Source organism: Paracoccus maritimus (assembly GCF_025195095.1).
GTDB lineage: Bacteria > Pseudomonadota > Alphaproteobacteria > Rhodobacterales > Rhodobacteraceae > Paracoccus > Paracoccus maritimus.
The window spans coordinates 156,723-183,499 of record NZ_JANAVZ010000008.1; the positions used below are offsets into that span (position 1 = coordinate 156,723).

At 63.0% G+C, this 26,777-nt stretch carries 25 protein-coding genes; 16 read left to right on the forward strand and 9 right to left on the reverse strand.

Translation table 11 applies throughout. From position 1 onward, the window contains the following. Positions 1–11: 11 nt before the first annotated feature. The 3 genes from lspA to MU516_RS14690 form a co-directional block, all read right to left on the reverse strand. Entirely contained in the window at positions 12–662 is a 651-nt protein-coding gene (lspA, locus tag MU516_RS14680) for a signal peptidase II (RefSeq protein ID WP_311319113.1), read from the reverse strand. Then, the gene (purH, locus tag MU516_RS14685) at positions 662–2,251 is read right to left on the reverse strand and encodes a bifunctional phosphoribosylaminoimidazolecarboxamide formyltransferase/IMP cyclohydrolase (RefSeq protein WP_260278032.1); all 1,590 of its coding nucleotides are present in this window, start codon (positions 2,249–2,251) and stop codon (positions 662–664) included. Before purH ends, lspA begins: the two co-directional genes overlap by 1 nt. 192 nt (positions 2,252–2,443) lie before the next feature. Further along, the gene (locus MU516_RS14690; RefSeq protein ID WP_260278033.1) at positions 2,444–3,697 is read right to left on the reverse strand and encodes an RsmB/NOP family class I SAM-dependent RNA methyltransferase; all 1,254 of its coding nucleotides are present in this window, start codon (positions 3,695–3,697) and stop codon (positions 2,444–2,446) included. Positions 3,698–3,768: 71 nt separating this feature from the next. Here MU516_RS14690 and MU516_RS14695 point away from each other — a divergent pair, with 71 nt between their 5' ends. After that, positions 3,769–3,945: a DUF1674 domain-containing protein gene (locus tag MU516_RS14695; RefSeq protein ID WP_260278034.1), complete on the forward strand. Its 177-nt coding sequence runs from the start codon at positions 3,769–3,771 to the stop codon at positions 3,943–3,945. A 2-nt stretch (positions 3,946–3,947) separates the two neighbouring features. Next, entirely contained in the window at positions 3,948–5,282 is a 1,335-nt protein-coding gene (locus MU516_RS14700) for an amidase (RefSeq protein WP_260278035.1), read from the forward strand. A gap of 15 nt (positions 5,283–5,297) precedes the next feature. Here MU516_RS14700 and radC read toward each other — a convergent pair whose 3' ends face one another. The 4 genes from radC to MU516_RS14720 all read right to left on the reverse strand — a co-directional run bounded on the left by radC (position 5,298) and on the right by MU516_RS14720 (position 10,415). Beyond that, positions 5,298–6,083: a RadC family protein gene (radC, locus tag MU516_RS14705; protein ID WP_260278036.1), complete on the reverse strand. Its 786-nt coding sequence runs from the start codon at positions 6,081–6,083 to the stop codon at positions 5,298–5,300. Positions 6,084–6,141: 58 nt separating this feature from the next. Further along, positions 6,142–7,308 (reverse strand): molecular chaperone DnaJ, encoded by a 1,167-nt coding sequence (gene dnaJ, locus MU516_RS14710; RefSeq protein WP_260278037.1) that lies wholly within the window; start codon positions 7,306–7,308, stop codon positions 6,142–6,144. A 79-nt stretch (positions 7,309–7,387) separates the two neighbouring features. Further along, a complete protein-coding gene (gene dnaK / locus MU516_RS14715) occupies positions 7,388–9,304 on the reverse strand; it encodes a molecular chaperone DnaK (protein WP_260278038.1) in 1,917 nt (638 codons plus the stop codon). Positions 9,305–9,509: 205 nt separating this feature from the next. After that, complete coding sequence (locus MU516_RS14720; RefSeq protein ID WP_260278039.1) at positions 9,510–10,415, reverse strand: ABC transporter permease; 906 nt, start codon at positions 10,413–10,415, stop codon at positions 9,510–9,512. A 101-nt stretch (positions 10,416–10,516) separates the two neighbouring features. On the opposite strand from MU516_RS14720, the gene cysQ reads away from it, so the two are divergent. From cysQ to MU516_RS14760, 8 genes are all read left to right on the forward strand, one after another. Next, a complete protein-coding gene (gene cysQ / locus MU516_RS14725) occupies positions 10,517–11,314 on the forward strand; it encodes a 3'(2'),5'-bisphosphate nucleotidase CysQ (RefSeq protein WP_260278040.1) in 798 nt (265 codons plus the stop codon). A gap of 5 nt (positions 11,315–11,319) precedes the next feature. Beyond that, positions 11,320–12,120 carry a 3-deoxy-manno-octulosonate cytidylyltransferase gene (locus tag MU516_RS14730; RefSeq protein WP_260278041.1) on the forward strand — a complete coding sequence of 267 codons (801 nt, stop codon included), beginning with the start codon at positions 11,320–11,322 and terminating at the stop codon, positions 12,118–12,120. Between the two features lie 183 nt (positions 12,121–12,303). Continuing rightward, positions 12,304–13,200 carry a UTP--glucose-1-phosphate uridylyltransferase gene (locus tag MU516_RS14735; RefSeq protein WP_209057228.1) on the forward strand — a complete coding sequence of 299 codons (897 nt, stop codon included), beginning with the start codon at positions 12,304–12,306 and terminating at the stop codon, positions 13,198–13,200. A 3-nt stretch (positions 13,201–13,203) separates the two neighbouring features. Then, positions 13,204–14,190: a UDP-glucose 4-epimerase GalE gene (galE, locus tag MU516_RS14740; protein WP_260278042.1), complete on the forward strand. Its 987-nt coding sequence runs from the start codon at positions 13,204–13,206 to the stop codon at positions 14,188–14,190. Position 14,191: 1 nt separating this feature from the next. Next, on the forward strand, positions 14,192–15,241 hold the full coding sequence (locus MU516_RS14745; RefSeq protein ID WP_260278043.1) for a glycosyltransferase family 2 protein: 1,050 nt from the start codon (positions 14,192–14,194) through the stop codon (positions 15,239–15,241). Between the two features lie 86 nt (positions 15,242–15,327). Continuing rightward, complete coding sequence (locus MU516_RS14750; protein ID WP_260278044.1) at positions 15,328–16,356, forward strand: glycosyltransferase family 2 protein; 1,029 nt, start codon at positions 15,328–15,330, stop codon at positions 16,354–16,356. Beyond that, positions 16,353–18,041: a beta-1,6-N-acetylglucosaminyltransferase gene (locus MU516_RS14755; protein WP_260278045.1), complete on the forward strand. Its 1,689-nt coding sequence runs from the start codon at positions 16,353–16,355 to the stop codon at positions 18,039–18,041. Before MU516_RS14750 ends, MU516_RS14755 begins: the two co-directional genes overlap by 4 nt. Further along, positions 18,038–19,435 (forward strand): sulfotransferase, encoded by a 1,398-nt coding sequence (locus MU516_RS14760; protein WP_260278046.1) that lies wholly within the window; start codon positions 18,038–18,040, stop codon positions 19,433–19,435. Before MU516_RS14755 ends, MU516_RS14760 begins: the two co-directional genes overlap by 4 nt. A gap of 35 nt (positions 19,436–19,470) precedes the next feature. On the opposite strand, the gene MU516_RS14765 is transcribed toward MU516_RS14760, so the two are convergent. After that, a complete protein-coding gene (locus tag MU516_RS14765) occupies positions 19,471–20,859 on the reverse strand; it encodes a phosphohexomutase domain-containing protein (RefSeq protein WP_260278047.1) in 1,389 nt (462 codons plus the stop codon). A gap of 256 nt (positions 20,860–21,115) precedes the next feature. On the opposite strand from MU516_RS14765, the gene MU516_RS14770 reads away from it, so the two are divergent. The 6 genes from MU516_RS14770 (at position 21,116) to MU516_RS14795 (ending at position 25,420) form a co-directional block, all read left to right on the forward strand. Beyond that, positions 21,116–21,517 (forward strand): ketosteroid isomerase-related protein, encoded by a 402-nt coding sequence (locus MU516_RS14770; RefSeq protein WP_260278048.1) that lies wholly within the window; start codon positions 21,116–21,118, stop codon positions 21,515–21,517. After that, on the forward strand, positions 21,514–22,098 hold the full coding sequence (locus MU516_RS14775) for a GNAT family N-acetyltransferase (protein ID WP_260278049.1): 585 nt from the start codon (positions 21,514–21,516) through the stop codon (positions 22,096–22,098). Before MU516_RS14770 ends, MU516_RS14775 begins: the two co-directional genes overlap by 4 nt. After that, on the forward strand, positions 22,095–22,949 hold the full coding sequence (locus tag MU516_RS14780) for a carbon-nitrogen hydrolase family protein (RefSeq protein WP_260278050.1): 855 nt from the start codon (positions 22,095–22,097) through the stop codon (positions 22,947–22,949). The genes MU516_RS14775 and MU516_RS14780 overlap by 4 nt, the downstream gene beginning before the upstream one ends. An 87-nt stretch (positions 22,950–23,036) precedes the next feature. Further along, on the forward strand, positions 23,037–23,459 hold the full coding sequence (gene arfB, locus MU516_RS14785) for an alternative ribosome rescue aminoacyl-tRNA hydrolase ArfB (protein ID WP_209057241.1): 423 nt from the start codon (positions 23,037–23,039) through the stop codon (positions 23,457–23,459). Continuing rightward, complete coding sequence (locus MU516_RS14790; protein ID WP_260278051.1) at positions 23,456–23,947, forward strand: NUDIX hydrolase; 492 nt, start codon at positions 23,456–23,458, stop codon at positions 23,945–23,947. Before arfB ends, MU516_RS14790 begins: the two co-directional genes overlap by 4 nt. 21 nt (positions 23,948–23,968) lie before the next feature. Continuing rightward, positions 23,969–25,420, forward strand: coding sequence for an inorganic phosphate transporter (locus MU516_RS14795; protein ID WP_260278052.1), 1,452 nt, complete (start codon positions 23,969–23,971; stop codon positions 25,418–25,420). Between the two features lie 2 nt (positions 25,421–25,422). Here the strand turns inward: MU516_RS14795 and pncB are convergent, their stop codons facing one another. Next, on the reverse strand, positions 25,423–26,715 hold the full coding sequence (gene pncB, locus MU516_RS14800) for a nicotinate phosphoribosyltransferase (protein WP_260278053.1): 1,293 nt from the start codon (positions 26,713–26,715) through the stop codon (positions 25,423–25,425). Between the last annotated feature and the right edge of the window lie 62 nt (positions 26,716–26,777).

Sequence of the window (26,777 nt, forward strand, 5' to 3'; positions counted from 1 at the left end):
TCGCGCCCGTTCTAGCCGGATTTTTTTCCCCCGTCACGGGGGTTGTCCTTGTCCTGGGCCGGACGACGCGGCTTGCGGGCGGATTTGTCGTCACCGGTCTTGTCCTGTGGCATCAGCACAAGGCCGATCGCCCCCGCGAAGATGGCGATGTCGGCGACATTGAAACTGTATGGGTTCTGCCAGCCAGGCAGCGACATGTTCAGGAAATCCGCGACCGCGCCATAGGCCAGCCGGTCGATCACGTTGCCGATCGCGCCGCCGATCAGCAAGCCCCCGGCGACGCGGGCAAAGCGGCTGGCGGCGCTGCGCCACAACCAAACCCAGACCCACAGGCAGATCGCCACGGCGATCGCGATCAGCAGCCAGCGCGTCAGATCCTGTTCCGAGGACAGCAGCCCGAAATTCACACCCTGGTTCCATGCCATCCGCAGGTTCAGCCATGGGGGCAGCACATCCAGATTGCGCAGCTGATCCAGCCGCAGCACATGAACGACCCAGTATTTCAGCAGCTGATCGAACACGATGATCGCCACGGCGATCCAGGCGGTCAGCCGCATGTCGCCGCGCGGCGGCGGCTTTGGCTTGCGCGGTCGCCGCGGCGTCCTGTGTTTCGGCGCGGGCTCGGGCGTTTTCGCGTCCTCGAAAGGCAGTTCCTGTTGCATCAGTGTCGGAAATGTCGCTGGCCGGTGAAGACCATTGCCAGACCCAGCCGGTCGGCGGCGGCGATCACCTCGTCGTCCCGCATCGAGCCGCCGGGCTGGATCACTGCCTTGGCGCCGGCCTCGGCCAGCGCCTCGATCCCGTCGGCGAAGGGGAAGAACGCGTCCGATGCGACCACCGCGCCGATGGTCAGCGGCAACGGCAGGCCAAGCGCCTCGGCCATGTCTTCGGATTTTCTGCGCCCGATCCGGGTCGAATCGACGCGGCTCATCTGTCCGGCGCCGACGCCGACCGTGGCGCGGTCCTTGGCATAGACGATGGCGTTCGATTTGACGTGCTTGGCCACGGTCCAGGCAAACAGCATGTCGGCCAGTTCCGTCTCCGAGGGCTGGCGCCGGGTCACGATCTTCAGCGCGTCTGCGCCGACATGGCCGTTGTCGCGTCCCTGGGCCAGAAATCCGCCCGCGACCTGTCGGAAGGTGATGCCCGCTTCGCGCGGATCGGGCAGACCGCCCGTCGTCAGCAATCGCAGGTTCTTCTTGGCGGCGAAGATGCGCTTTGCGTCCTCGTCGGCATCCGGCGCGATCACCACCTCGGTGAAGATCTTCACGATCTCCTCGGCGGTGGCGCCATCCAGCGGCTGGTTCAGCGCGACGATCCCGCCGAAGGCCGACGTGCGGTCGCAGTCGAAGGCACGCTTGTAGGCATCGATGGCGGTCGCGCCGCGCGCGACGCCGCAGGGGTTGGCGTGCTTGATGATCGCGCAGGCCGGGCCGTCCGCGGGGTCGAACTCGGCCACCAGTTCGAACGCTGCATCGGTGTCGTTGATGTTGTTATAGGACAACTCCTTGCCTTGCCACTGGCGCGCGGAAGCGACGCCGGGACGCACTTCTCCGGTCACATAGAAGGCCGCCGTCTGATGCGGATTCTCGCCATAGCGCAACCCCTGGGCCAGGGTGCCGGCAAAGGCGCGGCGGCGGGGCGTTTCCTCGTCGATCGCGTCGGCCATCCAGTTCGAAACCGCTGCGTCATAAGCGGCGGTGCGGGCATAGGCGATTTGCGCCTGACGACGGCGGAACTCGTAGGTGGTGCGGTCGTCGTTGTCGTCCAGTTCGACCAGCAGCGCGTCATAGTCCTGTACGTCCACGATCACCGTGACGAAGCCGTGATTCTTGGCCGCGGCCCGGATCATCGCGGGCCCGCCGATATCGATATTCTCGATGCAATCATCATAGCCCGCACCGCTGGCGACCGTGGCCTCGAACGGATACAGGTTCACCACCAGCAGATCGATCGGCCCGATCCCGTGGGACTCCATCGCGGCCAGATGCTCTTGGTTGTCGCGCAGCGCCAAGAGGCCGCCGTGAACCGCCGGATGCAGCGTCTTCACGCGGCCATCCATCATTTCCGGAAAGCCGGTCACGTCGGCAACGTCGGTCACGGTCAATCCCGCCTCGCGCATCGCCTTGGCGCTGCCGCCGGTGGACAGCAGTTCCACGCCTCGCGCCTCGAGCTTGCGGGCGAACTCGATCAGGCCGGTCTTGTCGGACACCGAGATCAGCGCACGTTTCAGGGCGATGGGATGGGACATGGGCAAGCCTCGCATCTGGATTTTGCCGCTCACCTAAACCCGATACAGGCGAAGGTCCAGCGTCGCCGACGTCAAGACAGTCCGCTGGTCCGCGGTCGGCGGCATGCCTTGGGGTGCAGGTGGGTCAGAAAAACCAGCCGTCGCGGGTCACCAGATTCGCCGTGGATTGTCCTGGCCGCTAATGCCACCCGCTCAGCCCCGCCGCAGTCGCGCCATGTAGAACCCGTCCATGCCGCCCAGATCCGGCCAGTAATCCGGGCGCAGGCGCAACCCGCCCTCGGGTGTGATCCAGTCCGGCTGGATACCCGCGATGTCAGGTGCCTCGACCGTGACACCCGCATGGCGTGACAAGGCGGCGGTGATCTGAGCCTCGCCTTCGTCCGGCAGCAACGAACACACCGCGTAGACCAGGCGTCCACCGGCCGGGATCAACTGCAGCGCATGATCGATCAGCCGTGCCTGCAAATCGACCAGTTCCGCGATCCCGGTCCCGTCGCGCAGAAACGGCAGATCGGGATGTCGGCGGATGGTGCCGGTGGCCGAGCAGGGAGCGTCCAGCAGCACCGCGTCGAAGGGCGCGTCCGGCCGCCATTCCAGCGCGTCCGCAGTGACCAGCTCTGCCTGCAACCCGCAGCGGCGCAGGTTTTCGGAGACCCGCTTCAGGCGCGGGGCGCTGATATCGACCGCTGTGACATGTGCCCCGGCAGCCGACAGTTGGAGCGTCTTTCCACCCGGCGCGGCGCACAGATCGGCGATCCGTTCGCCCGGCGCAGGATCCAGCAGCCGAACCGGCAGCGCGGCGGCGGCATCCTGAACCCACCAATCGCCCGACGCGTACCCCGGCAGTGCGGATACCTGCACAGAACCGCGCAGCCGCAACGAGCCGGTCGGCAGAACCTCGGCCCCGTCCATTCGCGACGCGCCGGGCTTCAGGGACAGATCCAACGCGGCGCCGGCCTGATGTGCGGCCTCGATCCAGCGCGCCGCATCCTCGCCCCATGCCGCCTGCACCCGCTTGCGCAGCCAGTCCGGCATTTGCTGTGGCGGCAGATCCGCCCAGCCCTCGTGGCGCGCGACCTTGCGCAGGACGGCGTTGACCATTCCGGCGGCGGCTTGACCACGCTTGCCCAGTCCGCGTGTCAGATTGACGGCCGCATCCACCACCCCATGGGCTGCGCCGCCCAGTTCCAGCAGTTCGACCGTGGCCAGTCGCAGCACATCGGCGACCTGCGGCGCAGGCTTGCGGGCGACGTAACCCGCCAGAACCGCGTCGGCGCGATCGTGGTTGCGCAATGTTTCCGCCGCAAGCCGCGCGGCGCGGGCCTGATCCGAGGGCGTCAGCGCCTTCAGCGCCCCGGCCTGATCCGACAGCGACACTCCCTCGCGCACGCCCTGCAGCAGTCGCAATGCGCCTTTTCGCGCCTGATCGGACCCCGGCTTTGCCAAATCGCTTTCCTTCGCCTAGATGTTGTTGAATTAGTGACACCGACCCTTAAGCCCAATCGGGGGATGTTTCCATGAATGATCGACCCGATCTTCCGCCCGCCGCGCAGCGTGCGCTTGCCGAGGCCGAAGAACGTCGCAGGCAGGCCGCGAAGATGGCGCCACCTCCCATCGAATACGGCGGGCGCGACGGACCGGAACCGGTGCGCTTTGGCGACTATGAAAAGAACGGCATCGCGGTGGATTTCTGATCATGGATTGGTTGCGTGCCTCGGCGGTCCAGCAGGGCCGGGCGATCATGGCCGGGCTTCTTGACCCGATCGACCAGACCGAAGCCTATCTTGATGCGGCCAGGGCCCATCCTGACGGCAAGCGGATCTACGCACGTCTGACCGCGGCGCGTGCCCGATCCGAGGCGGTCGCGGCGCATGATCGTGCCAAGGTCGAGCTGCGCCACGGCATCCTTGACGGTGTGGCGATCAGCTGGAAGGACAATATCGACAGCGGCGGCACGGTGACCGAGGCCGGATCCAGGCTTCTGGAGGCGCGGGTTCCGCGCAAGGACGCAACCGTGCTGGCGCGATGCGCCCGGAGCGGGCTGGTCTGTCTGGGCAAGACCCACATGACCGAGCTGGCATTTTCCGGTCTGGGGCTGAACCCGAATACAGCGACTCCGCCCAATGGTCTGGACCCGGCGCTTGCTCCGGGCGGATCGTCCTCGGGCGCGGCGGTGTCGGTGGCGCTGGGTCTGGCGGCGGCAGCGATCGGGTCGGATACCGGCGGCTCGATCCGGGTGCCTGCTGCGTGGAACGGGCTGGTGGGGTTCAAGCCGACCCATGACAGCCTGCCCGAGAAGGGCGTCGTGCCGCTGTGCCGCAAGTTTGATGTGGTCGGGCCGATCGCCAGAACCGTCGAGGATTGTGCCGAATTGCTGGCGGTGATGGCGAACCGCAAGGCCGTCGATCTGCATGGCGCGCAGGCGTCCGGGCTGCGGCTGATGGTGCTGGACGGGCTGCCTTTCGACGATGCCGGCGAAGGTCCCGTGACCGCGTTTCAGGATGCGGTCCAGCGGCTTGCCCGTGCCGGCGCCCAGATAACCCATGTGGCGACCGAATGGCTGGACAAGGCGATGGCGCTGTCGCCGCAACTGTTCGCGCCGGAAGCCTATGGGATCTGGCGGGCACAGATCGAAGATGCGCCCGAACTGATGTGGAACCCGATCCTTGAACGATTCCGCGGCGGTGCCGAGGTCAGCGCGCCAGACTATGTCGCGGCCTGGGAGCAACTGGTCCGCATCCGCCGAAAATGGGTCAAGGACGTGGCGTCGTCATTCGATGCGGTGATCCTGCCGACGGTGCCGATCCTGCCTCCGGATGCAAAGCGGTTGATGGAGGACGAGGCGTATTTCGTCCGTGCCAACCTGCTGACCCTGCGCAATACAAGGATTGCAAACCTGTTGGGCCTGCCCGCGGCGACCCTGCCGACGGGGCATCCGGGATGCGGGATCATGATGATGGGACATGCGGCGCGCGACGGCCATCTGCTGCGCGTGGCTGCCGCCGCCGAAGCTGCGCTGGACGCGGACTGACCGCCGCTCCGGCGCCTATAGCAGCCCTTCGGACCGAAAGCTGAGTTCGCGGGACTTTCCGATGATCAGGTGGTCGTGGACGGTGATGCCCATGCTGTCTGCCGCCCGTGCGACGCGCGCGGTCATGGTGATGTCCGAGTCTGATGGGGTCGGATCGCCCGAGGGGTGGTTGTGGACAAGGATCACGGCCGAGGCGTTCAGTTCCAATGCGCGCCGGATAATCTCTCGCGGATAGACAGGAACATGATCGACCGTTCCACGCCCCTGTTCCTCGTCCGCGATCAGCACGTTCTTGCGGTCCAGATACAGGACGCGAAACTGTTCGATCTCGCGATGCGCCATCGTCGTGTGACAGTAGTCAAGCAGTGCATCCCAGCCTGACAGGACAGGCCGGTTCATGATCCGGGCGCGCGATAGACGCTGTGCTGCCGCCTCGATGATCTTCAATTCGACAATGACCGCGGGACCGACCCCGTCGATTTCGGCCAGCCGGGCAGAAGGCGCCGATAGAACCCGGTTGAAGTCACCGAAACTGTCGATAAGTCGCCGGGCCAGCGGTTTGACATCCTGTCGCGGAATGGCGCGGAACAAGACCAGTTCCAGCATTTCGTAATCCGGCATCGCGGCCGCACCGCCCTGCATGAAACGGTCGCGAAGCCGCGCCCGGTGGTCGGCAAGATAGGATGGCGCACCCGCGCCATGCTTCCGCGCGGGCATGACCACGACTGGCGTCGCCACGTCATCGGAAGCGGGCGAGAACAAGGGCAGCGGCATTTCGCCAAAGGCGCGATTCTGGTCCATGACGACAGTCTGGCGCGGCAGGGGTGAAGAAAGCGTTAACGCCTGCCGCGCCGTGCCATCATCGTGTCATGTCGTCCCAGAAGCCTTTGACTTTCTTGAAGAAGCTGTCGGATTGCGGGCTGTTGTCGGCTTGCACTGCCTCGAACTCTCGCAACAGTTCCTTTTGCCGGGTCGTCAGGTTGACCGGCGTCTCTACCGCAAGTTCGATCAGCATGTCCCCGTGTTCACCGCCCGCACCCGCGCCGTGGCGCAACGGCGGCATGCCCTTGCCACGCAGACGCATCTGGCGGCCGGACTGGCTGCCTGCGGGAACCTTGACGCGGGCGCGGCCGCCATCGATCGTCGGCACCTCGACCTCGCCGCCCAAGGCTGCCGTGGCCATGCCCACAGGCACCTGGCAGGCCAGCATCCTGCCGTCGCGGATGAAAATCTCGTGCTCCTGCACCTCGATGAAGATATACAGATCGCCCGCAGGACCGCCGCGCAGCCCGGCCTCGCCTTCGCCAGCCAGGCGGATGCGGGTGCCGGTTTCGACGCCGGCGGGGATATTCACCGACAGCGTGCGGTCCTTTTCGATCCGGCCGGCACCGTGGCATGCCTTGCAGGGGTTCTTGACGATCTGGCCCGCGCCGCCGCAGGTCGGGCAGCTGCGTTCGACGGTGAAAAAACCCTGCTGCGCGCGCACCTTGCCCATCCCGGCACAGGTCGGGCATGTCGCCGGCTGGGTGGCGCCTTCGGCACCCGTCCCCTCGCATTCCTCGCAAGCGGCCGAGCCGCGGACGGAAATGGTCTTCTGCAGGCCCCTGTAGGCGTCTTCCAGCGACACATGCAGGTTATAGCGCAGATCCTGGCCACGCTGCGCCCGCGAACGGCCGCCGCCCGGGCCGCGCCGTCCCATCATGTCGCCGAAAAGATCCTCGAACACATCCGCGAAGGCGCTTCCGAAATCGCCCGGATGGCCGCCACGCGCGCCGCCGAACCCGCCGCCCATGCCGCCATTCTCGAACGCGGCGTGGCCGAAGCGATCATAGGCCGCCTTCTTCTGGTCGTCCTTCAGGCAGTCATAGGCTTCGTTGACTTCCTTGAAGCGTGCCTCGGACTGGCTGTCGTCCTTGTTGCGGTCTGGGTGAAGCTCTTTCGCCTTGCCGCGATAGGCTTTCTTGATTTCTTCCGACGAGGCCCCGCGGGTGACGCCCAGAACCTCGTAATAGCAACGCTTGGCCATGTGGTTTCCTGTTCACTTCCCCAAGAAGGAGGGCCGGCCCGCTGGTTGGCGGACCGGCCCGGACGGGGTGCGGCCCGGATCAGCCGCGTTTCTTGTCGTCGCCGAGATCCTCGAAATCGGCATCCACGATGTCGTCATCCACATCGCGCGGCGAATCGCCCTCGGACTCGGCGCCTTCCGAACTGTCCTGCTGCGCCTTGTAGATCGCTTCGCCCAGCTTCATCGAGGCGTCCATGACGTTCTGAAGGCCGGACTTGATCTTGCCGGCATCTTCCGACTTCATGGCCTCTTCCAGCGCGCCGATCGACAACTCGATCGCCTCGACAGTCGCCTCGTCCACCTTGTCGCCATGCTCTTCCAGCGATTTGCGGGTGGTGTGGATCAGGCTTTCGGCCTGGTTCTTGGCCTCGACCAGTTCGCGGCGGCCCTTGTCGGCCTCGGCGTTCTGTTCGGCATCCTTCACCATCCGGTCGATATCCTCGTCGGACAGCCCGCCCGAAGCCTGGATGGTGATGTTCTGTTCCTTGCCGGTGCCCTTGTCCTTGGCACTGACCGAGACGATGCCGTTGGCGTCGATGTCGAAGGTCACCTCGATCTGCGGCATGCCGCGCGGTGCAGGCGGAATGTCCTCGAGGTTGAACTGACCCAGCATCTTGTTGTCGGCGGCCATCTCGCGTTCGCCCTGGAAGACCCGGATCGTCACGGCGTTCTGGTTGTCCTCGGCGGTCGAGAAGATCTGCGACTTCTTGGTCGGAATGGTGGTGTTGCGGTCGATCAGGCGGGTAAAGACACCACCCAGGGTTTCGATCCCCAGTGACAGCGGCGTCACGTCCAGCAGCACGACGTCCTTGACGTCACCCTGCAGCACACCGGCCTGGATCGCGGCGCCCAGGGCCACGACCTCGTCGGGGTTCACGCCCTTGTGGGGCTCCTTGCCGAAGAAATCGGAGACTTCCTGGAAGACCTTCGGCATGCGGGTCATGCCGCCGACCAGAACCACCTCGTCGATTTCGCCCTTGCTGACGCCGGCGTCCTTAAGGGCGTCCTGCACCGGCTTCATCGTGCGCTTGATCAGGTCACCGACCAGGCTTTCCAGCTTGGCGCGGGTCAGCTTCATGACCATGTGCAGCGGCGTGCCCGAATCCTTGTCCATCGAGATGAACGGCTGGTTGATCTCGGTCTGGCTGCTGCTGGACAGTTCGATCTTGGCTTTCTCGGCGGCCTCTTTCAGGCGCTGCAGGGCCATCTTGTCTTTGGTCAGATCGACGCCGTGCTCTTTCTTGAACTCGTCCGCCAGATAGTTGACGATCCGCATGTCGAAGTCTTCGCCACCCAGGAACGTGTCCCCGTTGGTCGATTTGACCTCGAACAGGCCGTCGTCGATTTCCAGAATGGTGATGTCGAAGGTGCCGCCGCCGAGGTCATAGACCGCGATCGTCTTGCTTTCCTTCTTGTCCAGACCATAGGCCAGCGCGGCCGCAGTCGGCTCGTTGATGATGCGCAGGACCTCAAGGCCCGCGATCTTGCCGGCGTCCTTGGTGGCCTGACGCTGCGCGTCGTTGAAATAGGCCGGAACGGTGATGACGGCCTGCGTCACCTCTTCGCCCAGATAGGATTCGGCGGTTTCCTTCATCTTCTGAAGGATCATCGCGCTGACCTGAGCGGGGGAATATTTCTCGCCCTTCACTTCGACCCATGCATCGCCGTTGCCGCCGTCGACGATCGAATACGGGACAAGTTTCTTGTCCTTCTCGACGGCTTCGTCGCCGATGCGACGGCCGATCAGGCGCTTGACGGCAAAGACGGTGTTGGTGGGGTTGGTCACGGCCTGGCGTTTCGCGGACTGGCCGACCAGACGCTCACCGTCGGTGAAGCCGACGATCGAGGGCGTGGTGCGTGCGCCTTCGCTGTTTTCGATGACCTTCGGCTGGCTGCCATCCATGATGGCGACGCAGCTGTTGGTGGTGCCAAGGTCGATGCCGATAACTTTGGACATGAGTTTCTAACCTCTCTTGCGGCGATATCTTGGGCTGTGGGTCCGTTGCGGCCCCCGCAGTCCGATCCCAGTGATTGTTCAGCTCCGGACATGCCCGGAGGCTTCGGGGGTGTATATAGGGATGGTTTTCAGGCCCGCAAGCGTCCCGCCGGACCAAATTGCATGGCATTTCGACCGAAACCTGCCGGATGCGAACCGAACAGGCCTAATGTCCAGCGCTCCAGCTGAGCGATTCGTATTTGCGGGTGGTAAAGTTGATCAGCAGGCCCAGCATCATCGCCGCAAGCGAAAACCAGATCGCATAATAGGGGTCGGTTTTCTGTGGCGTGTAGTTCACGAAGATATCGCCGCGGGCCTGGTCGATGATGTGGAACAGCGGGTTCCAGATAAACCACGGTAGCATGAAATTCGGCAGAACATTTGCGACGAACATCTTGCCCGACGCGAACATGTTGATGCGCTGATAGACCGTGGTCAGCAGTTGCGACGCCTTGGGCGCCCAAGGCCGGATGCCCAGAAACACCAGCCCGACACATGCGCCCGAAAACCATGCCTGCAGGTACATCGCCACGCAGCCTACCGGATGGGCCAGTGTCACCGGATTGAGCAGCACATTGTAGAGTCCAAGAATGGCAAGGATGCTGATCGTCTGCCGATACAACACCGTCAGAGCCGCCGCGGCGATCAGCACCGCGGGATTAAGGGGCTCGTGCTGGGTAAGCCCCCCGGATACGGAATGGCTGCTGGCCACGGCCCCGACGGTTTTCACATGCGTCATGAACAGGAAAATGCCCGACATGATGTACATCATGAAGTCGCCACGGATCGGCGATTGCCGGATGCCGATCACCAGGAAGATCAGCAGGAATGCAGCCATGAACACAACGGTCTGCAGGATGGTCAGCAGCAGCCCGATGATCGGGTTCCGGTGATCGGTCCGCAGGTTATAGACCGTCTGGTGATAGATCAGCGCCAGCGTCGTGCCGGCGGCTTGTATCAGGTTCTGGTTGCGGCGCTGGATAAACAATCTTCGGGTCCGTTCGTGGTATCCTTGCGGTGCTGCCCGTGTCGGGTTGGAAAGGCTGCGGAAGGACCGGAAAAGGTCGCGCATGACGGGTGCTTGCCCAAGCCTTTCATGGCGATCATAAGGGGGCGCGGCCGGTCGCACAATCGTGCGGAGGCGTCGGGGCGACAGATGGGAAGGAAAACTGGATGCAATTTGATCGACTGACCACCGAGATGCGCCGTCTCGCCCTTCAGGCCGGGGCCCGGATCATGGAGATCTACGAGGCCGACGATTTCGAGGTTCGCGCGAAATCGGACGATTCTCCCGTGACCGAGGCTGACGAGGCCGCAGACGCGCTGATCGCCGCCGGGCTGCGAGAGGCATTTCCCGATCTTCCGCTGGTCACCGAAGAGCAGGCGGCGACACATGGTCAGGCGGTTTCCACGTTCCTGATCGTCGATCCGCTGGACGGGACCAAGGAATTCGTTCAGCGCCGTGGCGATTTCACCGTAAATATTGCCTATGTCGAAAACGGTGTGCCGATTCGCGGCGTTGTCTATGCCCCCGCCAAGGGACGGCTTTTCTACACCATCGCGGATGGCCGCTCGGTAGAAGAGCGCGGCCCGTTCGGTGAGCAACCGGGCGAGACCCAGTCGGTCGGGGTGAACCCGATGCCTGACAATCGCGGGCTGATGGTTGTCGCCTCGAAATCGCATCGTGACGAGGCGACGGATGCCTATATCGCGCAGTACGGGGTGCGCGACATGACCAGTGCCGGATCTTCGCTGAAATTCTGCCTTGTGGCGACCGGCGAGGCGGATCTGTATCCGCGTCTTGGCCGCACGATGGAATGGGACACGGCCGCCGGTGACGCGGTGTTGCGCGGCGCCGGTGGCGAGGTCGTGCGTTTCGACGATCATAGGCCGCTTGCCTATGGAAAGCCCGGTTTCGAGAACCCGTTCTTCATCGCCTATGCTCCGGGCGTGCTGCTGGCGAAGGCCTGATCCGGATGTCGGTCCTTGTCGTCATACCCGCCCGCCACGCCTCGACCCGCTATCCCGGCAAGCCGCTTGTTGATCTGACCGGGGCGTCGGGCAGAAAACGCAGCCTGATCCGGCGCAGCTGGGACGCCGCGATGACGGTCAGTGGCGTGGATCAGGTCGTCGTCGCGACGGATGATGACCGCATTCGGGACCACGCGGAAGGCTTTGGCGCACAGGTGGTCATGACATCCACCTTGTGCCGCAACGGTACCGAGCGTTGTGCCGAAGCAGTTGCCAATCTTGGCCTGTCGCCCGAGATCGTCGTCAACTTGCAGGGTGACGCGCCGCTGACCCCGGCTTGGTTCGTCGAGGACCTGATCGCAGGGCTGCGCGCCGATGCGCGGGCCGAGGTCGCGACGCCGGTGTTGCGTTGTTCCGGGCGGATGCGGGCCGATCTGATCGCAGATCGCATGGCTGGTCGGGTCGGTGGTACCACCGCTGTCTTCGGCCATGACCGGCAGGCGCTGTATTTTTCAAAGGAAGTCGTCCCATTCGCTGCCGGCGAATTCGGCGATAATCAGCCTAGCCCGGTGTTTCACCATGTCGGCGTCTATGCCTATCGACCCGCCGCGCTGACCGCTTACGCGGATTGGCCAGAAGGGCCGCTGGAACAGCTGGAAGGACTTGAACAGTTGCGTTTCCTTGAAAGGGGGCGGCGCATCCTGTGTGTGGAGGTCGAAGCGCGTGGACGACAATTTTGGGAACTGAACAATCCCGAGGATGTTGCGAGGATCGAAGAGATGATGCGCGAGATGCGCATCGAGTGAACCAAGTGCGGGAAAAGCGGTGATGCGAACTGGATCGGCGAATGTCCGTCGAAATGAACCGAATGGGTTGGCGTGCCCCCGTCCAAGGCAGTATCCTGAGCCTTGCGTCCGCACGCCGTCCGCGCTGTGTTTTGCGCTGCCGCCACGTCTGTCGTCCTTGAACAGGAACAAAGGTATTCATCAATGAGTCGCAAGGTAACAAAGGCCATTTTCCCCGTGGCCGGTCTGGGGACACGCTTTCTTCCCGCCACGAAGAGCATCCCGAAAGAAATCATGACGCTGGTGGACAGGCCGTTGATTCAATATGCGATCGACGAGGCGCGTGCCGCAGGCATCAAGGAATTCATCTTCGTTACCTCGCGCGGCAAGGGCGCGCTTGAAGACTATTTCGACCATGCGCACGAACTGGAATCCAGCCTGAAGAAATCTGGCAAGACCGAGCTTCTGGACGTATTGCGGTCAACGAATATGGAATCGGGTGCCATCGCCTATATCCGGCAGCACAAGGCGCTTGGCCTCGGCCACGCCGTATGGTGTGCCCGCCGTCTGGTCAATGAGGATGAACCCTTCGCGGTGATCCTGACGGATGACGTCATCATGGGCGAGCCACCCTGCCTTCAGCAGATGATCGAAGCCTATCGGGAGACGGGCGGCAGCATGGTTGCCACGATGGAGGTCGCGCCCGAAAAGGCGCAGTCCTATGGTGTGCTGGATGTCAGCGAGGACATGGGCGCCATCGTCAAGGCCCGGGGCATGGTCGAGAAACCGGCACCGGGAACCGCGCCCTCGAATCTTGCAGTCATCGGTCGCTATATCCTTGCCCCGACGGTCATGCAGAACCTCAACAAGCTGAAGGCCGGTTCCGGTGGCGAGATCCAGCTGACCGATGCCATCGCGGACGAAATTGCCGCCGATCGGGGCGTGTATGGCCTGCGCTTCCGCGGGCAACGGTTCGATTGCGGCTCGAAGGCAGGGTTCCTGCAGGCGACCGTCGCCTTCGGGCTGGAGCGGGACGAATTGCGGGAAGAGTTTTCCGAATATCTCAGCGATGTCGTCACCGCGCGGCGCGCGGCGGAGTAAGCCATGACGGGGAAGGTCCTCGTGACCGGCGGCGCCGGTTATATCGGCTCGCATGCCTGCAAGGCACTGGCGGCTGCAGGACTTGTTCCGGTGACGTTCGACAATCTGTCGACGGGCTGGCGAGATGCGGTCAAGTTCGGCCCACTGGTCCAGGGCGATCTGCTGGATCGTGCCGCGCTGGATAGGGCATTCGCTGAACATCGGCCCGTCGCCGTTCTGCATTTCGCGGCGCTCAGCCAGGTGGGCGAGGCAATGGCCGAGCCTGGCCGATACTGGCGCAACAATGTCGCAGGGTCGCTGAACCTGATCGAGGCGGCTGTCGAGGCGGGATGTCTGGATTTTGTCTTCAGTTCGACCTGCGCGACCTATGGTGACCGCGACGGCGAGGTTTTGGACGAGGATACGCCTCAAGCACCCCTGAACGCCTATGGCGCCTCCAAACGCGCGATCGAGGATATGCTGGTCGATTTTGGCGCGGCCCACGGCTTGCGGCATGTCATTTTTCGCTATTTCAACGTCGCGGGCGCCGATCCCGACGCCGAGATCGGAGAATTTCACCGGCCCGAGACGCATCTGATCCCGCTGATTCTGGATGCGGTGGATGGAAAGCGCGCGGCGCTGACCATTCACGGCACCGACTATCCGACACCGGACGGAACCTGCATTCGCGACTATGTGCATGTCATGGATCTGGTTGATGCCCATGTTGCCGGGCTGGAGTGGCTGCGTTCTGGCAAGGGCAGCCAGGTGTTCTGCCTTGGAACCGGCGATGGGTTTTCGGTGCGCGAAGTCGTCGATGCGACAAGGCATGTCACCAATCGGACGGTTCCCATGCAGGACGGGCCGCGCAGGGGCGGCGACGCCGTGAAGCTTGTGTGCGGCAGCCAGAGGGCGAAGGCCGAACTGGGCTGGCATCCCGCGCGCTCGACCATGAAGCAGATGATCGGCGACGCTTGGCGGTGGCACCAGAACGGCCACTACGAGCGCTAAGATGGAACGGGGCCGGCTGCGCACGGCATGGTCGGCCTATCGGCTGCGCTGGAAGCGGCGCGAACTGATCTGGCGCGCGATCAGGTCAGGTCGCAAACTGTCGCCGCTTGCCGACCGCACCGCCGCGATTCGCAGCGATGACATTCTGTTATTCGCCACGATGCGGAACGAGGCGCGCCGTCTGCCCGAGTTCATGGATCATTATCGCGCGCTTGGCGTGCGTCATTTCCTGATAGTTGACAACGACAGCAGCGACGGTTCAGCCGACCTGCTTCGCGGGCAAGGCGATGTGTCGCTGTGGCGTGCGACCGGCAGTTACCGCGACAGCCGGTTCGGCATGGACTGGCTGGGTGCCTTGCTGTTCCGCCATGGCATCGGACATTGGTGCTTGACGGTGGATCTGGACGAGTTGCTTGTCTATCCCGGCTGCCAGACGCGGGATCTGGCGGAATTGACCGCCGATCTGGTCTCGCGGCGCGCCGAGGCGATGGGTGCGCTGATGCTGGATCTGTATCCACGCGGGCCGCTGGATCGTCCGGACGCAACGGAAAAGGCCGCGCTGACAGAACAACTGCCGTTCTTCGATGCGGGTCCATATCGCTGTCGGATACAGCAACCCAAACGCAATCGCTGGGTGCAGGGTGGGCCGCGCGAGCGGGCGTTCTTCGCCGATGACCCAAGGCGCGCGCCGACGCTGAACAAGCTGCCGTTGGTGCGCTGGCAGCGCGGCTATGTCTATGTCAACTCGACCCATTCCATGCTGCCGCCGCGGCTGAACGATCTATATGACGGGCCGGGCGATCCGCGTCTGTCAGGCGTGCTGCTGCATGGAAAGTTCCTGCCAGAGATCGTTGCGAAATCCCAAGAGGAACTGACGCGACGCCAGCATTTCGCCGATCCCGACGCGTATGCAGACTATCATCGCGCCCTGACGGATGCGCCAGTGCTGTGGCATGCGGGCTCGGTTAGGTACGAGAACCCTGCGCAATTGCAGGCATTGGGTCTGATGAGTGCAGGCGATTTCGTAACGGCTAACACTCACAACAGGTGAAAACTCTTGCCAAATCGCGGCTGAAACCGCATGTCGGGGGCCATGATCCTGAAGGCCAGACTTCCTGCAAGAACGGGCATTTCCAGATGACACCTCTTGGCCGTCTTCCGGTGCCCGACCGCATTCGCCGTAGGGTGGAAAGGCAATATCTGATCGGGCGCGCGGTGCGCAGACGCAGGGTGCTGCACGGGGTCGCCGACCGGACCGCGCTGATCCAGCCGAAGGATATCCTTGCCTTCGTCACCCAGCGCAACGAGCGCATTCGCCTGCCTTATTTTCTGGATTACTATCGCAATCTGGGCGTGCGGCATTTTCTGTTCGTGGACAATGCCAGCGACGACGGCAGCGGTGATTTCCTGCGCGAACAGGCTGATGTTTCGCTGTGGTGGACCGACTCGAGTTACAAGCGCCATCGTTTCGGCATGGACTGGATCAATTGGTTGCTTCTGCGGTACGGACGCGGGCATTGGTGCCTGACCGTCGATCCGGACGAATTCCTGATCTATCCGCATTGCGACACGCGTCCGCTGGATGCACTGACGGACTGGCTGGATGCGTCCGGACGGCCGTCCTTTCCTGCGATGCTTCTGGATATGTATCCCAAGGGCGGCATCGAGGATCAGATCTATCGCGAAGGTCAGGATCCCTTCGAGATCGCACGCTGGTTCGATCCCGCCAACTATTCGATCAGCAAGAACCACTATCTGGGCAATCTCTGGATTCAGGGCGGCCCCAGAACGCGGGCGTTCTTTTCCTATGATCCCCTGACAGGGCCGGCGTTGAACAAGATACCCTTGGTCAAATGGCACTGGCGCTATGCCTATGTCAGTTCAACCCACATGCTGCTGCCGCGTGGCCTGAACCATGTCTATGACGAGAGCGGTGGAGAAATGGCGTCGGGCAGTCTGCTGCACGCCAAGTTCCTGTCCACCTTCGCCCAGAAGTCTGCCGAAGAGCTTGACCGGCGTCAGCACTATGCAAACAGCAAGGAATACAGGGCGTACCATTCGGGCATGCAGCGTGGAACCACGTTGTGGTGCAGCGAATCGCGTGAATATCAGGATTGGCGGCAGCTGGAGGATCTGGGGCTGATCAGCCGGGGTAACTGGGCATGACCTTTCAGGTGCGTCTTGGTGTGGTCCTGCTTTGCCACGACGACCTGGATGTGGCCGCACGAATGGCACGAATATGGGCCGACGGCGGTGCGCGTGTGGTGATCCACGTCGATGCCAAGGTTCCTGAAACGCGACTCGGTCCCATGAAAGCGGCGCTGGCTGGGCTGGACGGGGTCATGTATTCGCGCCGCCATCGGTGCGACTGGGGCAGGTTCAACCTTGTTCGGGCAACCCAGGACGCTGCCGAGGCGCTTCTGAATGAATATCCCGACATCACGCATGTCTATCTGGCCTCGGGGGCATGTCTGCCGCTGCGGCCAATCGCCGACCTGATTGCCTATCTGGCCGCCGACCCGCGGCGGGATCACATTGAAAGTGTCAGCGCGCACGAAGTTGGCTGGGCGGTCGGAGGGCTGAACGAGGAAAGGTTCACGCTGTACTTTCCGTTCGACTGGCGACGTCAGCGTTGGCTTTTTGACCGTTTCGTCGAATGGCAACGTCGGCTTGGGATTCGCCGTCGGCTGCCGCGCGGTTTGGCGCCGCATCTGGGTGCGCAGTGGTGGTGCCTGACAGCGGAAACACTACGCCTGATCCTGAAAGATCCTCGGCGCGACGAATTCGATCGTTATTTCCGGCTTAGCTGGATTCCTGACGAAAGCTACTTCCAGACACTGGTCCGGCGGCATTCGGTCGATGTCGAAAGCCGTTCACTGACCCTGGTTCAATTCGACCACCAGGGGCGCCCGTATCAGCTGTATGACGATCATATTCGCCTGCTTGAGGAATCGCGCTGCTTCGTTGCCCGCAAGGCATGGCCGCGTGCGGCAAAGTTGATGGCATACTTCCCGCGGCCCGTGACGGCGCACGCCGATATGTCCCCGCCACAGCCTGCGCGGTTCCAGCGGATGATCAATCGCACGGTTCTACGGCGCGTTCTGGGGCGGCCGGGGCTTTACATGCAAAGCCGTTATCCGCGAAAGGACGCCGAAAACGGCAAGACCTCGGCGCCCTATGCCGTGTTTCAAGGCTTTTCAGACGTGTTCCCCGAATTCGAGACATGGTTGACCGATCGGGTTTCGGGCGATGTGCATGGTCATCTTTTCGGGCCCGAGGGCGTCGAATTTGCCGGGCTCCCCGAGATCGGGCCGGGGGCCATCTCGTCGAATTCCATGCTGCGCGATCACGACGCGCAGGGTTTCCTGACGGCGCTGATCCGCATCACCACGCGGATGCAGATCTTCCAGTTCAGTCCGCGCGACAACCAGGCCCTGAACTGGTTTATCGCAACCGACCCGAATGCACATCTGATTGTCGTGACCGGCGCGTGGATGCTGCCCTTGCTGCAATCGGGCATGCCATTCGACGATATCCGGCGCGTCACAGCGTTGTTGCAACGCGCCGAGATCGAACAGCTGGATGTGCTGAATTCGGTCTGGGTCAAGGCACGGGTTCAGATCCATGACCTCAGTGACTTTCTTTCCCGTCCGCTGGCCCTGCTGGACGAGGCCGTCCGACAGATCGACCCACAGGCCGCACCGGTTACAGACCTTCCCAGGATGCGGGATCTGACGGGATTGGATGACTTGCTGCGCCGGTTGCGCAATTCGGGACTGCGACCTCGTTTGACCGGCGACGGGCTGCCCTTGACGAATATCGACGACGGCCAAAGGAGAAACGCCGAATGATCCACGGTTTCCGCAGCTTCGTGATTTTCGCCGAGATGCGTACCGGCTCGAACCTGCTGGAGGCGACACTGAACCGGCTGAAGAAGGTCACCTGCTTCGGAGAGGCTTTCAATCCCTATATGATGGGTTGGCCGGACAAGGACGAAATGCAGGGGATCACTCGCGAGGAACGCGAGGCAGATCCCATGCCGCTGTTGCGGAAACTGACCCACAAACCCGGACATTTGCCAGGTTTCCGGTACTTCCACGATCATGATCCGCGTGTGTTCGATGCGATCATGGACGATCACGCCTGCGCCAAGATCGTGCTGACCCGCAACCCCTTGGACAGCTATGTATCGACGCGGCTGGCACGGGAAACGAACCAGTGGAAACTGAACGAGACGGAAACCGCGATTCCCGCTCAAACTACCTATGACAGCGCTGAATTTCATCGGATGCTGTCCGATGTCGAGGCGTTTCAGCGCCGGATCATCCACCGTCTGCAAATCAGCGGGCAGTCCGCGTTCTGGCTGGAATATGACGATCTGCGCGATCCGGAGGTGATGACCGGTTTGCTTCACTGGCTGGGGCGGCGTGATCTGGACAAGGTTGATGCGGCTCGTGATCAGGTGCCGCAGAACCCGCGCGAGTTGGCCGACAAGGTCGGCAATTTCGATCAGATGCGCACGGATCTGGCCAAGCTTGACGTGTTCGGCTTGCACAGGATTCCCAATTTCGAACCCCGTCGTGGCCCTGCTGTTCCCAGCTACATTGTCTGCGATGCAGGGGCAGGGCTATTGCATCTGCCGGTTCAAGGCGGCCCGGTCGAGATGACGCATGGCTGGCTGCGGGCGCTGGGACCGGTGACCGGCGAGCATACGCAGAACATCCTGCGGCAGTGGAAACGTGATCGCCCCGGGCATCGCAGCTTTGCGGTGCTGCGTCATCCTCTGCACCGTGCGTGGGATGCCTTTCTTCATCTTCTGACCGACGCCCGGCCTGAGCTGCGGCAACTGATGCGCGATGTGCATCGCGTGGCGCTGCCCGAGGATGCGGCGTTGGCCGAGCTGGGCGATGATCAAAGCGTGGCTTTATTTCGCGATTTTCTTGGCTTTTTGCGCCGCAATCTCAACGCCCAGACGACGTTGCCTACCCATCCGCATTGGGCATCACAGACGGAGGTGCTGGCAGGATATTCCCGCTTTACGCAGCCCGACATGCTGGTCCGAGAGTCGCGCCTTGCCGAGGACCTAGGGTTTCTGTGCCGGCAGGTGGCCATAGATGACGCAAGGCTGGACAGGATCGCCGCCGAGACATGGCCCGCATTCCTTGATGAACCTGATCTGGTCGCAGCGGCAAAGTCGGCCTACTTGCGCGACTATATCGCGTTCGGCTTCCCAGACACGCCCTGAGGGCCCGCGACCCGTGTCGCGTGCCCCCAAGTCATTCAAGCTTTCAGCAAAGCAGCAAGTTCAGCCTGCTTTTCCTTGACCAGTGCCTCGTCCCCGTCGGCCTCAAGGTTCAGCCGAACGACGGGCTCGGTATTGGATTTGCGCAGGTTGAAGCGCCAGTTGCCGAAATTCAGAGACACGCCGTCCAGATCGTCGCGACTTTCGGCCTGTGACTGATAGCGGTCGATCAGCCGGGCGATCGCCGCGTCGGGGTCGTCGATGTGATAGTTCGTCTCGCCCGAGGATGGATAAAGCCGCATTCGTTCCGACAGCAATTCTGCCAGCGTCTTGCCCTTGCGCGACAGCAACTCGACCATCAGCAGCCAAGGGATCATCCCGCTGTCGCAATAATAGAAGTCCCTGAAATAGTGATGGGCGGACATCTCGCCGCCATAAATCGCACCGACATCGCGCATCTTGCGTTTGATGAAGGCGTGCCCGGTCTTGGAGACCACAGCCTCGCCGCCCGCTTCTTCGATCATCGCGCGGGTGTTCATGATGACGCGCGGATCATGGACGATCTTCTCGCCTGGTGACTTTTCAAGGAACGCCGCGCCCAGAAGCCCCACGATGTATTCGCCGGGGATGAAGCGACCGTTCTCGTCGAAGAAGAAACACCGGTCGAAATCTCCGTCCCAGGCCACTCCCAGGTCGGCGTTCTCCGCTTGCACCTTCTGGACGGTGGGCGGTTGGTTTTCCGGCAGCAGGGGGTTCGGAATGCCGTTGGGAAAGCTGCTGTCGACATCATGGTGCATCCGCACAAAGGTCAGCGGGGCACCGCGCCGTTCCAGTTCGGCGGCAATCGCGTCGAAGGTCGGTCCTGCGGTTCCGTTGCCGGCGTTGACCACGATCTTCATGGGGCGCAGCGCATCGATCTGGACGAAGTCGGCCATGGCTTTCGCGTATTCCGCGCGCGCGTGGCTGAAATCGGTGACGCTGCCCTTGGTCGCGGCCTTGAAGTCGCCGCCCGTTGCCAGCGCGACGATCGGCGGCAATTCGGTTGCCGGGTCCAAAGGCGCCGATCCGCGCCCAACGATCTTCATGCCGTTGTAGTTGATCGGATTGTGTGACGCCGTCACCTCGATCCCGCCATCTGTATCGTGGAAGCCGGTGTGGAAATAGACTTCTTCGGTGCCGGCCAGTCCCAAGTCCAGCACGTCGGCGCCACCATCGGTCAACCCCTCGATAAGTGCAGCGGCAAGCTGGGGCGAGGTTTCGCGGCTGTCGCGCCCCACGACCACCCTCTTTGCGTCACGGGCCTGGGCAAACGCGCGACCGATGCGGTAGGCAACGTCCTGATCCAGATTCTTGCCCAGTTCGCCGCGGACATCGTATGCCTTGAAGCAGGTGATCTCTCGGTGGCCAAGGCTGGTTGTGTCGGTCATGGCGCAAATCCCCCCTGCGCGTTGGTTCTGATAAGCGCTAACATGATGGCTGCAAAATTCAAGCGGCGCCAGCCCGTGCGGACTGGCAAGATTGCCCATATGTCGCGATAGATGCCCGCGATGTCGGTTGGCATGGCGCTATACGCCGCATCGACCGGTTAGCTGGCCACGCGGCCGGCGATTGGTCCCTTGTGCCGGGATGACGTGGCGTGCCGTGCAGGATAGACCGGCCACAGGCCACCAAGGAGGATCGCGAATGGACACCAAAACCCTGATCGCCGCCTATTTCGAGGCATTCAACGCTGGCCAGACGGACCGGATGCTGGATCTGTTGCATGACGAGGTCGAACATCACGTCAATGAGGGCCAGATCCGGCGTGGAAAGGACCTGTTCGCCCAGTTCAACGCCCACATGACGCGCTGCTACAGGGAAAATTTGACCGATATCGTCGTTTTTGCGAATGAGGATGGTGATCGGGCCGCAGCGGAATTCGTGGTGAACGGCAGCTATCTTGAAACCGACGAGGGGCTGCCCAAGGCGAATGGTCAGACCTACCGTCTGCCCGCAGGATCCTTCTTCACCATCCGGGACGGCAAGATCGCCCGCGTCACGACCTATTACAATCTCGCCGACTGGGTGCGGCAGGTCAACCAATGACGGTGACGACACGCATCCTGACCGGCGATTCGCTGACCAGCGCTTTGCCCGATGTTGCAAGGCTTCGCATGGCGGTCTTTCGCGACTGGCCGTATCTTTACGATGGCGATGCCGAATACGAAGAGAATTATCTTCAGGCCTACAGGTCACCGGGCGCCGTCGTCGTCGCGGCGCTGGACGGCGACCGGGTCGTGGGGGCGGCAACCGGTGCGCCGATGGCCGATCATGCCGCCGACTTCGGCGCAGCCTTCGCGGATCGTCCGGAAACGCTGTCCGAGATCTTTTACTGCGCGGAATCGGTGCTGTTGCCGGAATACCGGGGACTCGGGCTCGGTCACGCCTTCTTCGACGCCAGAGAGGCGCATGCCCGGACCCTGGGTGCGCGCTATTCGGCGTTCTGCCGCGTGATCCGGCCCGACGGGCATCCCGCGCAACCCGCAGACTATCGACCGCTGGATGGATTCTGGCGCAAGCGCGGCTATACACCGCTGGACGGGGTCACGGCGGAGTTCGCGTGGCGCGACATCGGGGCCGAGCACGAAACCGAAAAGCAACTGCAATTCTGGATGAGAGAATTATGAAGATCGCCGCAGCCGCTTATCCCATCGACTGGCTGGAAGATTTCGATGCCTACGAGGCCAAGATCTGTCGCTGGGTGCAGGCTGCCCAGGGTGCCGATCTTCTTGTCTTTCCAGAATACGGCGCGATGGAACTTGCCTCGCTTGGCGGCCGTCAGGTCGCAGCGGACCTGGAATCGTCGCTGCAAGAGGTGGCGCGTCACGCCGCGGCGGCGGGCGATCTTCACGCGCGCCTTGCCGCGCGCCACGGCTGTCACATCCTGGCCGCGTCCGGCCCGGTGTTCGAGGGGGCAAGGCCGGTGAACCGCGCCGTATTGTTTGGTCCGAACGGTCGGATCGGCCATCAGGACAAGCAGATCATGACGCGGTTTGAACGCGATCCTTGGTGTGTTGTAGGCGGCAGCGGTCTGCGTGTGTTCGACACAGCGCTGGGGCGGATCGGTATCCTGATCTGTTATGACAGCGAGTTTCCCTTGCTTGGGCGGGTGCTGGCCGAAGCCGGCGTCGAAATCCTTCTTGTGCCAAGCTGCACCGATACCGTGGCCGGTTTTCACCGGGTACGGATCGGCGCAATGGCGCGCGCGCTGGAAAGCCAGTGCGTCGTGGTTCATGCGCCGACGGTCGGTCAGGTGGACTGGAACCCGGCGATCGACCAGAATCGCGGCCGCGCGGCGATCTATGGCCCGCCTGACGGTTTCTGGCCCGAGACGGGGATCGTGGCCGAGGGTCAGATGGACAGCCCCGGCTGGATCTTTGCCGAGATCGACGTTGCGCGGATCGGTCAAAGCCGCCGCGATGGTGCCGTGTTGCCGTATGCGCACTGGCCCGAATCCGCGAAAAAGCCCCTTGTCTGACGTTTTTCTGCGCCTATTGGGCAGCCTTTACGCTTCTTTTACGAATATAGCCTTAACTGATCCAAGCGTGTGCCATATCTTGCGGTCATGCTGTATGTGACCGACAATATAACGATTGAGGAATGGGAACTGTCCGAACAGTTCACCCGCGCCCAAGGGCCGGGCGGGCAGAATGTGAACAAGGTGGCCACGGCGGTGGAACTGCGCTTCGAAGCTCAGCGTTCACCAAATCTGAGCGATCCTGTGAAGCGCCGCCTTCAGCGGCTCGCCGGGCGCCGCTGGAATGCGGACGGAGCGATCCAGATCCTGGTTCAGGATACGCGCAGCCAAGCCCGCAACCGTGAGATCGCGCGCGAGCGGCTTGCCGAATTGATCCGGCGCGCCACGGTCGCGCCGAAACGGCGAATCGCAACCCGGCCGACGCTTGGAAGCAAGAAGAGAAGATTGAAGGCAAAGGCCGTTCGCGGCCAAGTGAAATCATTAAGAGGGAGGGTGGAGACCGAGGAATGAACGCGTTGCGCAGTTCGCTTCGGATGCTGATGGGCAGACGCCCGCCTGCACTGCAGGTCGGGGCCATTTGTCTGAACCCTGACAGTGGCAAGGTGCTGCTGGTGACAAGCCGCGGTACTGGACGGTGGATCATTCCCAAGGGTTGGCCGATGGAAGGTCGGACGCTGCCCGGCGCCGCCGCGCAAGAGGCCTGGGAGGAGGCGGGCGTCGAAGGCCGCGTCGGCCACGACGAGATCGGCCGCTATATCTATGACAAGGAACAGGAAAGCGGTTTCTCGATCGCCGTCGAGGTGCGCGTTTTCCTGCTGAAAGTCACGCGCTTGGCTGCCGATTTTCCCGAATCCGATGAACGCAGCCGGCGCTGGGTCACCCCGACCGAAGCCGCGCGGATGGTGGCCGAACCGGGGTTGAAACGTGTCCTGCGCGATCTTTCACGTTCCTCGTCTGACCCCGACATCGAACCTGACGAACATGACGACCGGTCTTAGGAGCCTGGGCGGCGGACATTCGTGGATGTGCGCGACATGATCCGGATGTCGCGTGGTTTTCATGTGCTGGACAAGGATCTTGGTCGCGTTACCCATGCCGAGGCAGCGCAGCGCCACGCCTTTCGCCCGGTTTGGCGGCTGGGACTGGCGATGTTGCTGCTGGTCGCGGGGCTTGTCGCGGCGATGGGGGCGGGTGCCGGTGAGCCCGCATTGACCGGTCTGGTCGCCGGACTTGTGGTCGCCGGATGGTTGGGCCTTGCGATCGGGTCGAACGATGTCGCCAATTCGCTGGGACCGGCGGTCGGGGCTGGCGCAATCAGGCTGTTTCCTGGCCTAGTCCTGGTCGCCTTGGCCGAAATCGCGGGCGCCAGCCTGGCCGGGGATGCTGTTACGTCCCGGCTTGCGCATGGCATATTCGACACCGAACTGCTGGTGTCCGGTGGCCAGACGGCACCGACGATCATGTTATCGGCGCTGCTTGGCGCCGCGGTATGGATCACAGCGGCGACCGGTGTCGGATTGCCGGTCAGTACCTCGCACTCCATCGTTGGAGGCATCGCAGGGGCGGGTGTTGCGGCTCTTGGCGGTCAGGCTGTGCATTGGTCGACGCTGGGGATGATCGCCAGCGCCTGGATGATCGCGCCGCTTGTCGCCGCGGCGCTTGCCGGCATGTTGGTGATCCTGATCCGCCAGCGGGTTCTGGAGGCGCCGGATCGCGGTGCCGCTGCAACGCGCTGGTTGCCGCCGCTGGTCGGGGTGATGACCGGAGGCTTCGCCGCCTATCTTGTGCTGCTTGCGCGGATGTATTTGGATCCGGCCCTTGCCCTGCCGGTCGGAGTGATCGCCGGTGGCGTGGGTCTTGCGATGATGCGCCGGATCGTGGCGACCGAGATCGCACAGTCCGGCGACAGGCCGGGCGGCAAGCGGTTGTTCAGGCCGGTCCTGCTGGTCGCCGTTGTCATCATGGGCTTTGCGCATGGGGCGAATGATGTCGCGAATGTCGCCGGTCCGCTGTCGGTGATCCTGTCGAACGGTGGCGATACCCTGTCGCCGGTGCCGATTACCGCGCTTCTGCTGGCCGGGTTGGCGATTGCGTTGGGAACCCTGCTGTTCGGGCGGCGTCTGGTCGTGATGGTCGGCAGCGGGATCACCAGACTGAACGCCGGGCGGGCCTTTTGCGTATCGCTGGCGACTGCCGTGACGGTCCTGACGGCTTCGTCTTTCGGGCTGCCGGTCTCAACCACGCATGTCGCGATCGGCGGCATTTTCGGGGTGGGGTTCGCGCGGGAATGGCTGGACCGACGCGCCGCACGGGCGCGATCTCCCTTGCCGGCCGAGGAAAGCCGCCGCCGCCTGCTGATCCGGCGCAGTCATGTCGCCACCATCTCGGCAGCGTGGATCGTGACCGTTCCCGCGACCGGTTTTCTGGGCGCGATGTGCTGTCTGCTGATACTTCGGGTGACCGGCGGCTGAGATCAGACCAGGACTGGCTGCGCCGTTTGTTCATCGACATCGAAGACCCGGCGATAGCGCGCGATCTCGGGCGCGGGACCGGTGGCCTTGGCCGGATTGTCAGACAGCTTGACGGTGGGGCGGCCATTCGCAGCGACCGCCTTGCAGACCAGGCTGAACGGGGCCAGTCCGTCACCGGCCACCAGACCCCGGAAATCATTCGTCAGCAACGTCCCCCAGCCGAAGCTGACCCTGACGCGCCCGTGAAACAGGTGGTGCAGTTCGGCGATCTTGTCGACATCCAGACCGTCCGAGAAGATGATCAGCTTCTGCTTGGGATCCTCGCCCCGCTTTTGCCACCAGCGGATCGCGGCTTCGGCGCCTTGGGCCGGGTCGCCACTGTCGATTCGGATCCCCGTCCAGCCCGCCAGCCAGTCGGGGGCGTGTTCAAGAAACTGTGCGGTGCCGTAGGTGTCGGGCAGGATGACGCGCAGGTTGCCCTCGTGTTCTTCGTGCCAGTCGGCCAGAACATCATAGGGTGCGCGGCGCAATTCGGCATCGCTGTCGGCCAGTGCGGCGTAGACCATCGGCAATTCGTGGGCATTGGTGCCGATCGCCTCGATGTCGCGGCGCATGGCAATCAGACAGTTCGAGGTCCCTGTGAAACGCTGACCCAGCCCCTCCATCATCGCCTGCACACACCAGTCCTGCCACAGAAAGCTGTGCCGCCGCCGCGTTCCGAAATCGGCGATACGCAGACTGTCCAGTTCCCGCAGCGCCTGGACCTTTTCCCAAAGCCGGGTCATCGCGCGCGCATACAGCACCTGCAGTTCGAACCGGCCCATGTCCTTCAGTTCCGCGCGGGATCGCAGTTCCATGAGAATGGCCAGCGCGGGAATTTCCCACAGCATGACCTCGGGCCATCTGCCCTCGAAGGTCAGTTCGTACTGTCCGTCGCGTTTCTCGAGATGATAGGGCGGCAGATGCAACCCTTCCAGAAATTCCATGAAATCCGGGCGGAACATCTGCCGTTTTCCATAGAAGGTATTGCCGCGCAGCCATGTGCTTTCGCCACGGCTCAGCGAGAGGCTGCGGACATGGTCAAGCTGTTCGCGCAATTCGCCCTCGTCGATCAGCTCGGCAAGACGGATCGACTTGCTGCGGTTGATCAGGCTGAATGTCACATTGGTGTCGGGGCGATTGCGAAACACCGATTGGCACATCAGCAGCTTGTAGAAATCGGTGTCTATCAGCGACCGGACGATCGGGTCGATCTTCCATTTGTGATTATAGACACGCGTGGCGATATCGACCATCGGCGGCCCCCTCTATTTCCGATCATTGGTGCCCTGAACGTGACGGGCTGTGCAAGCCCGCG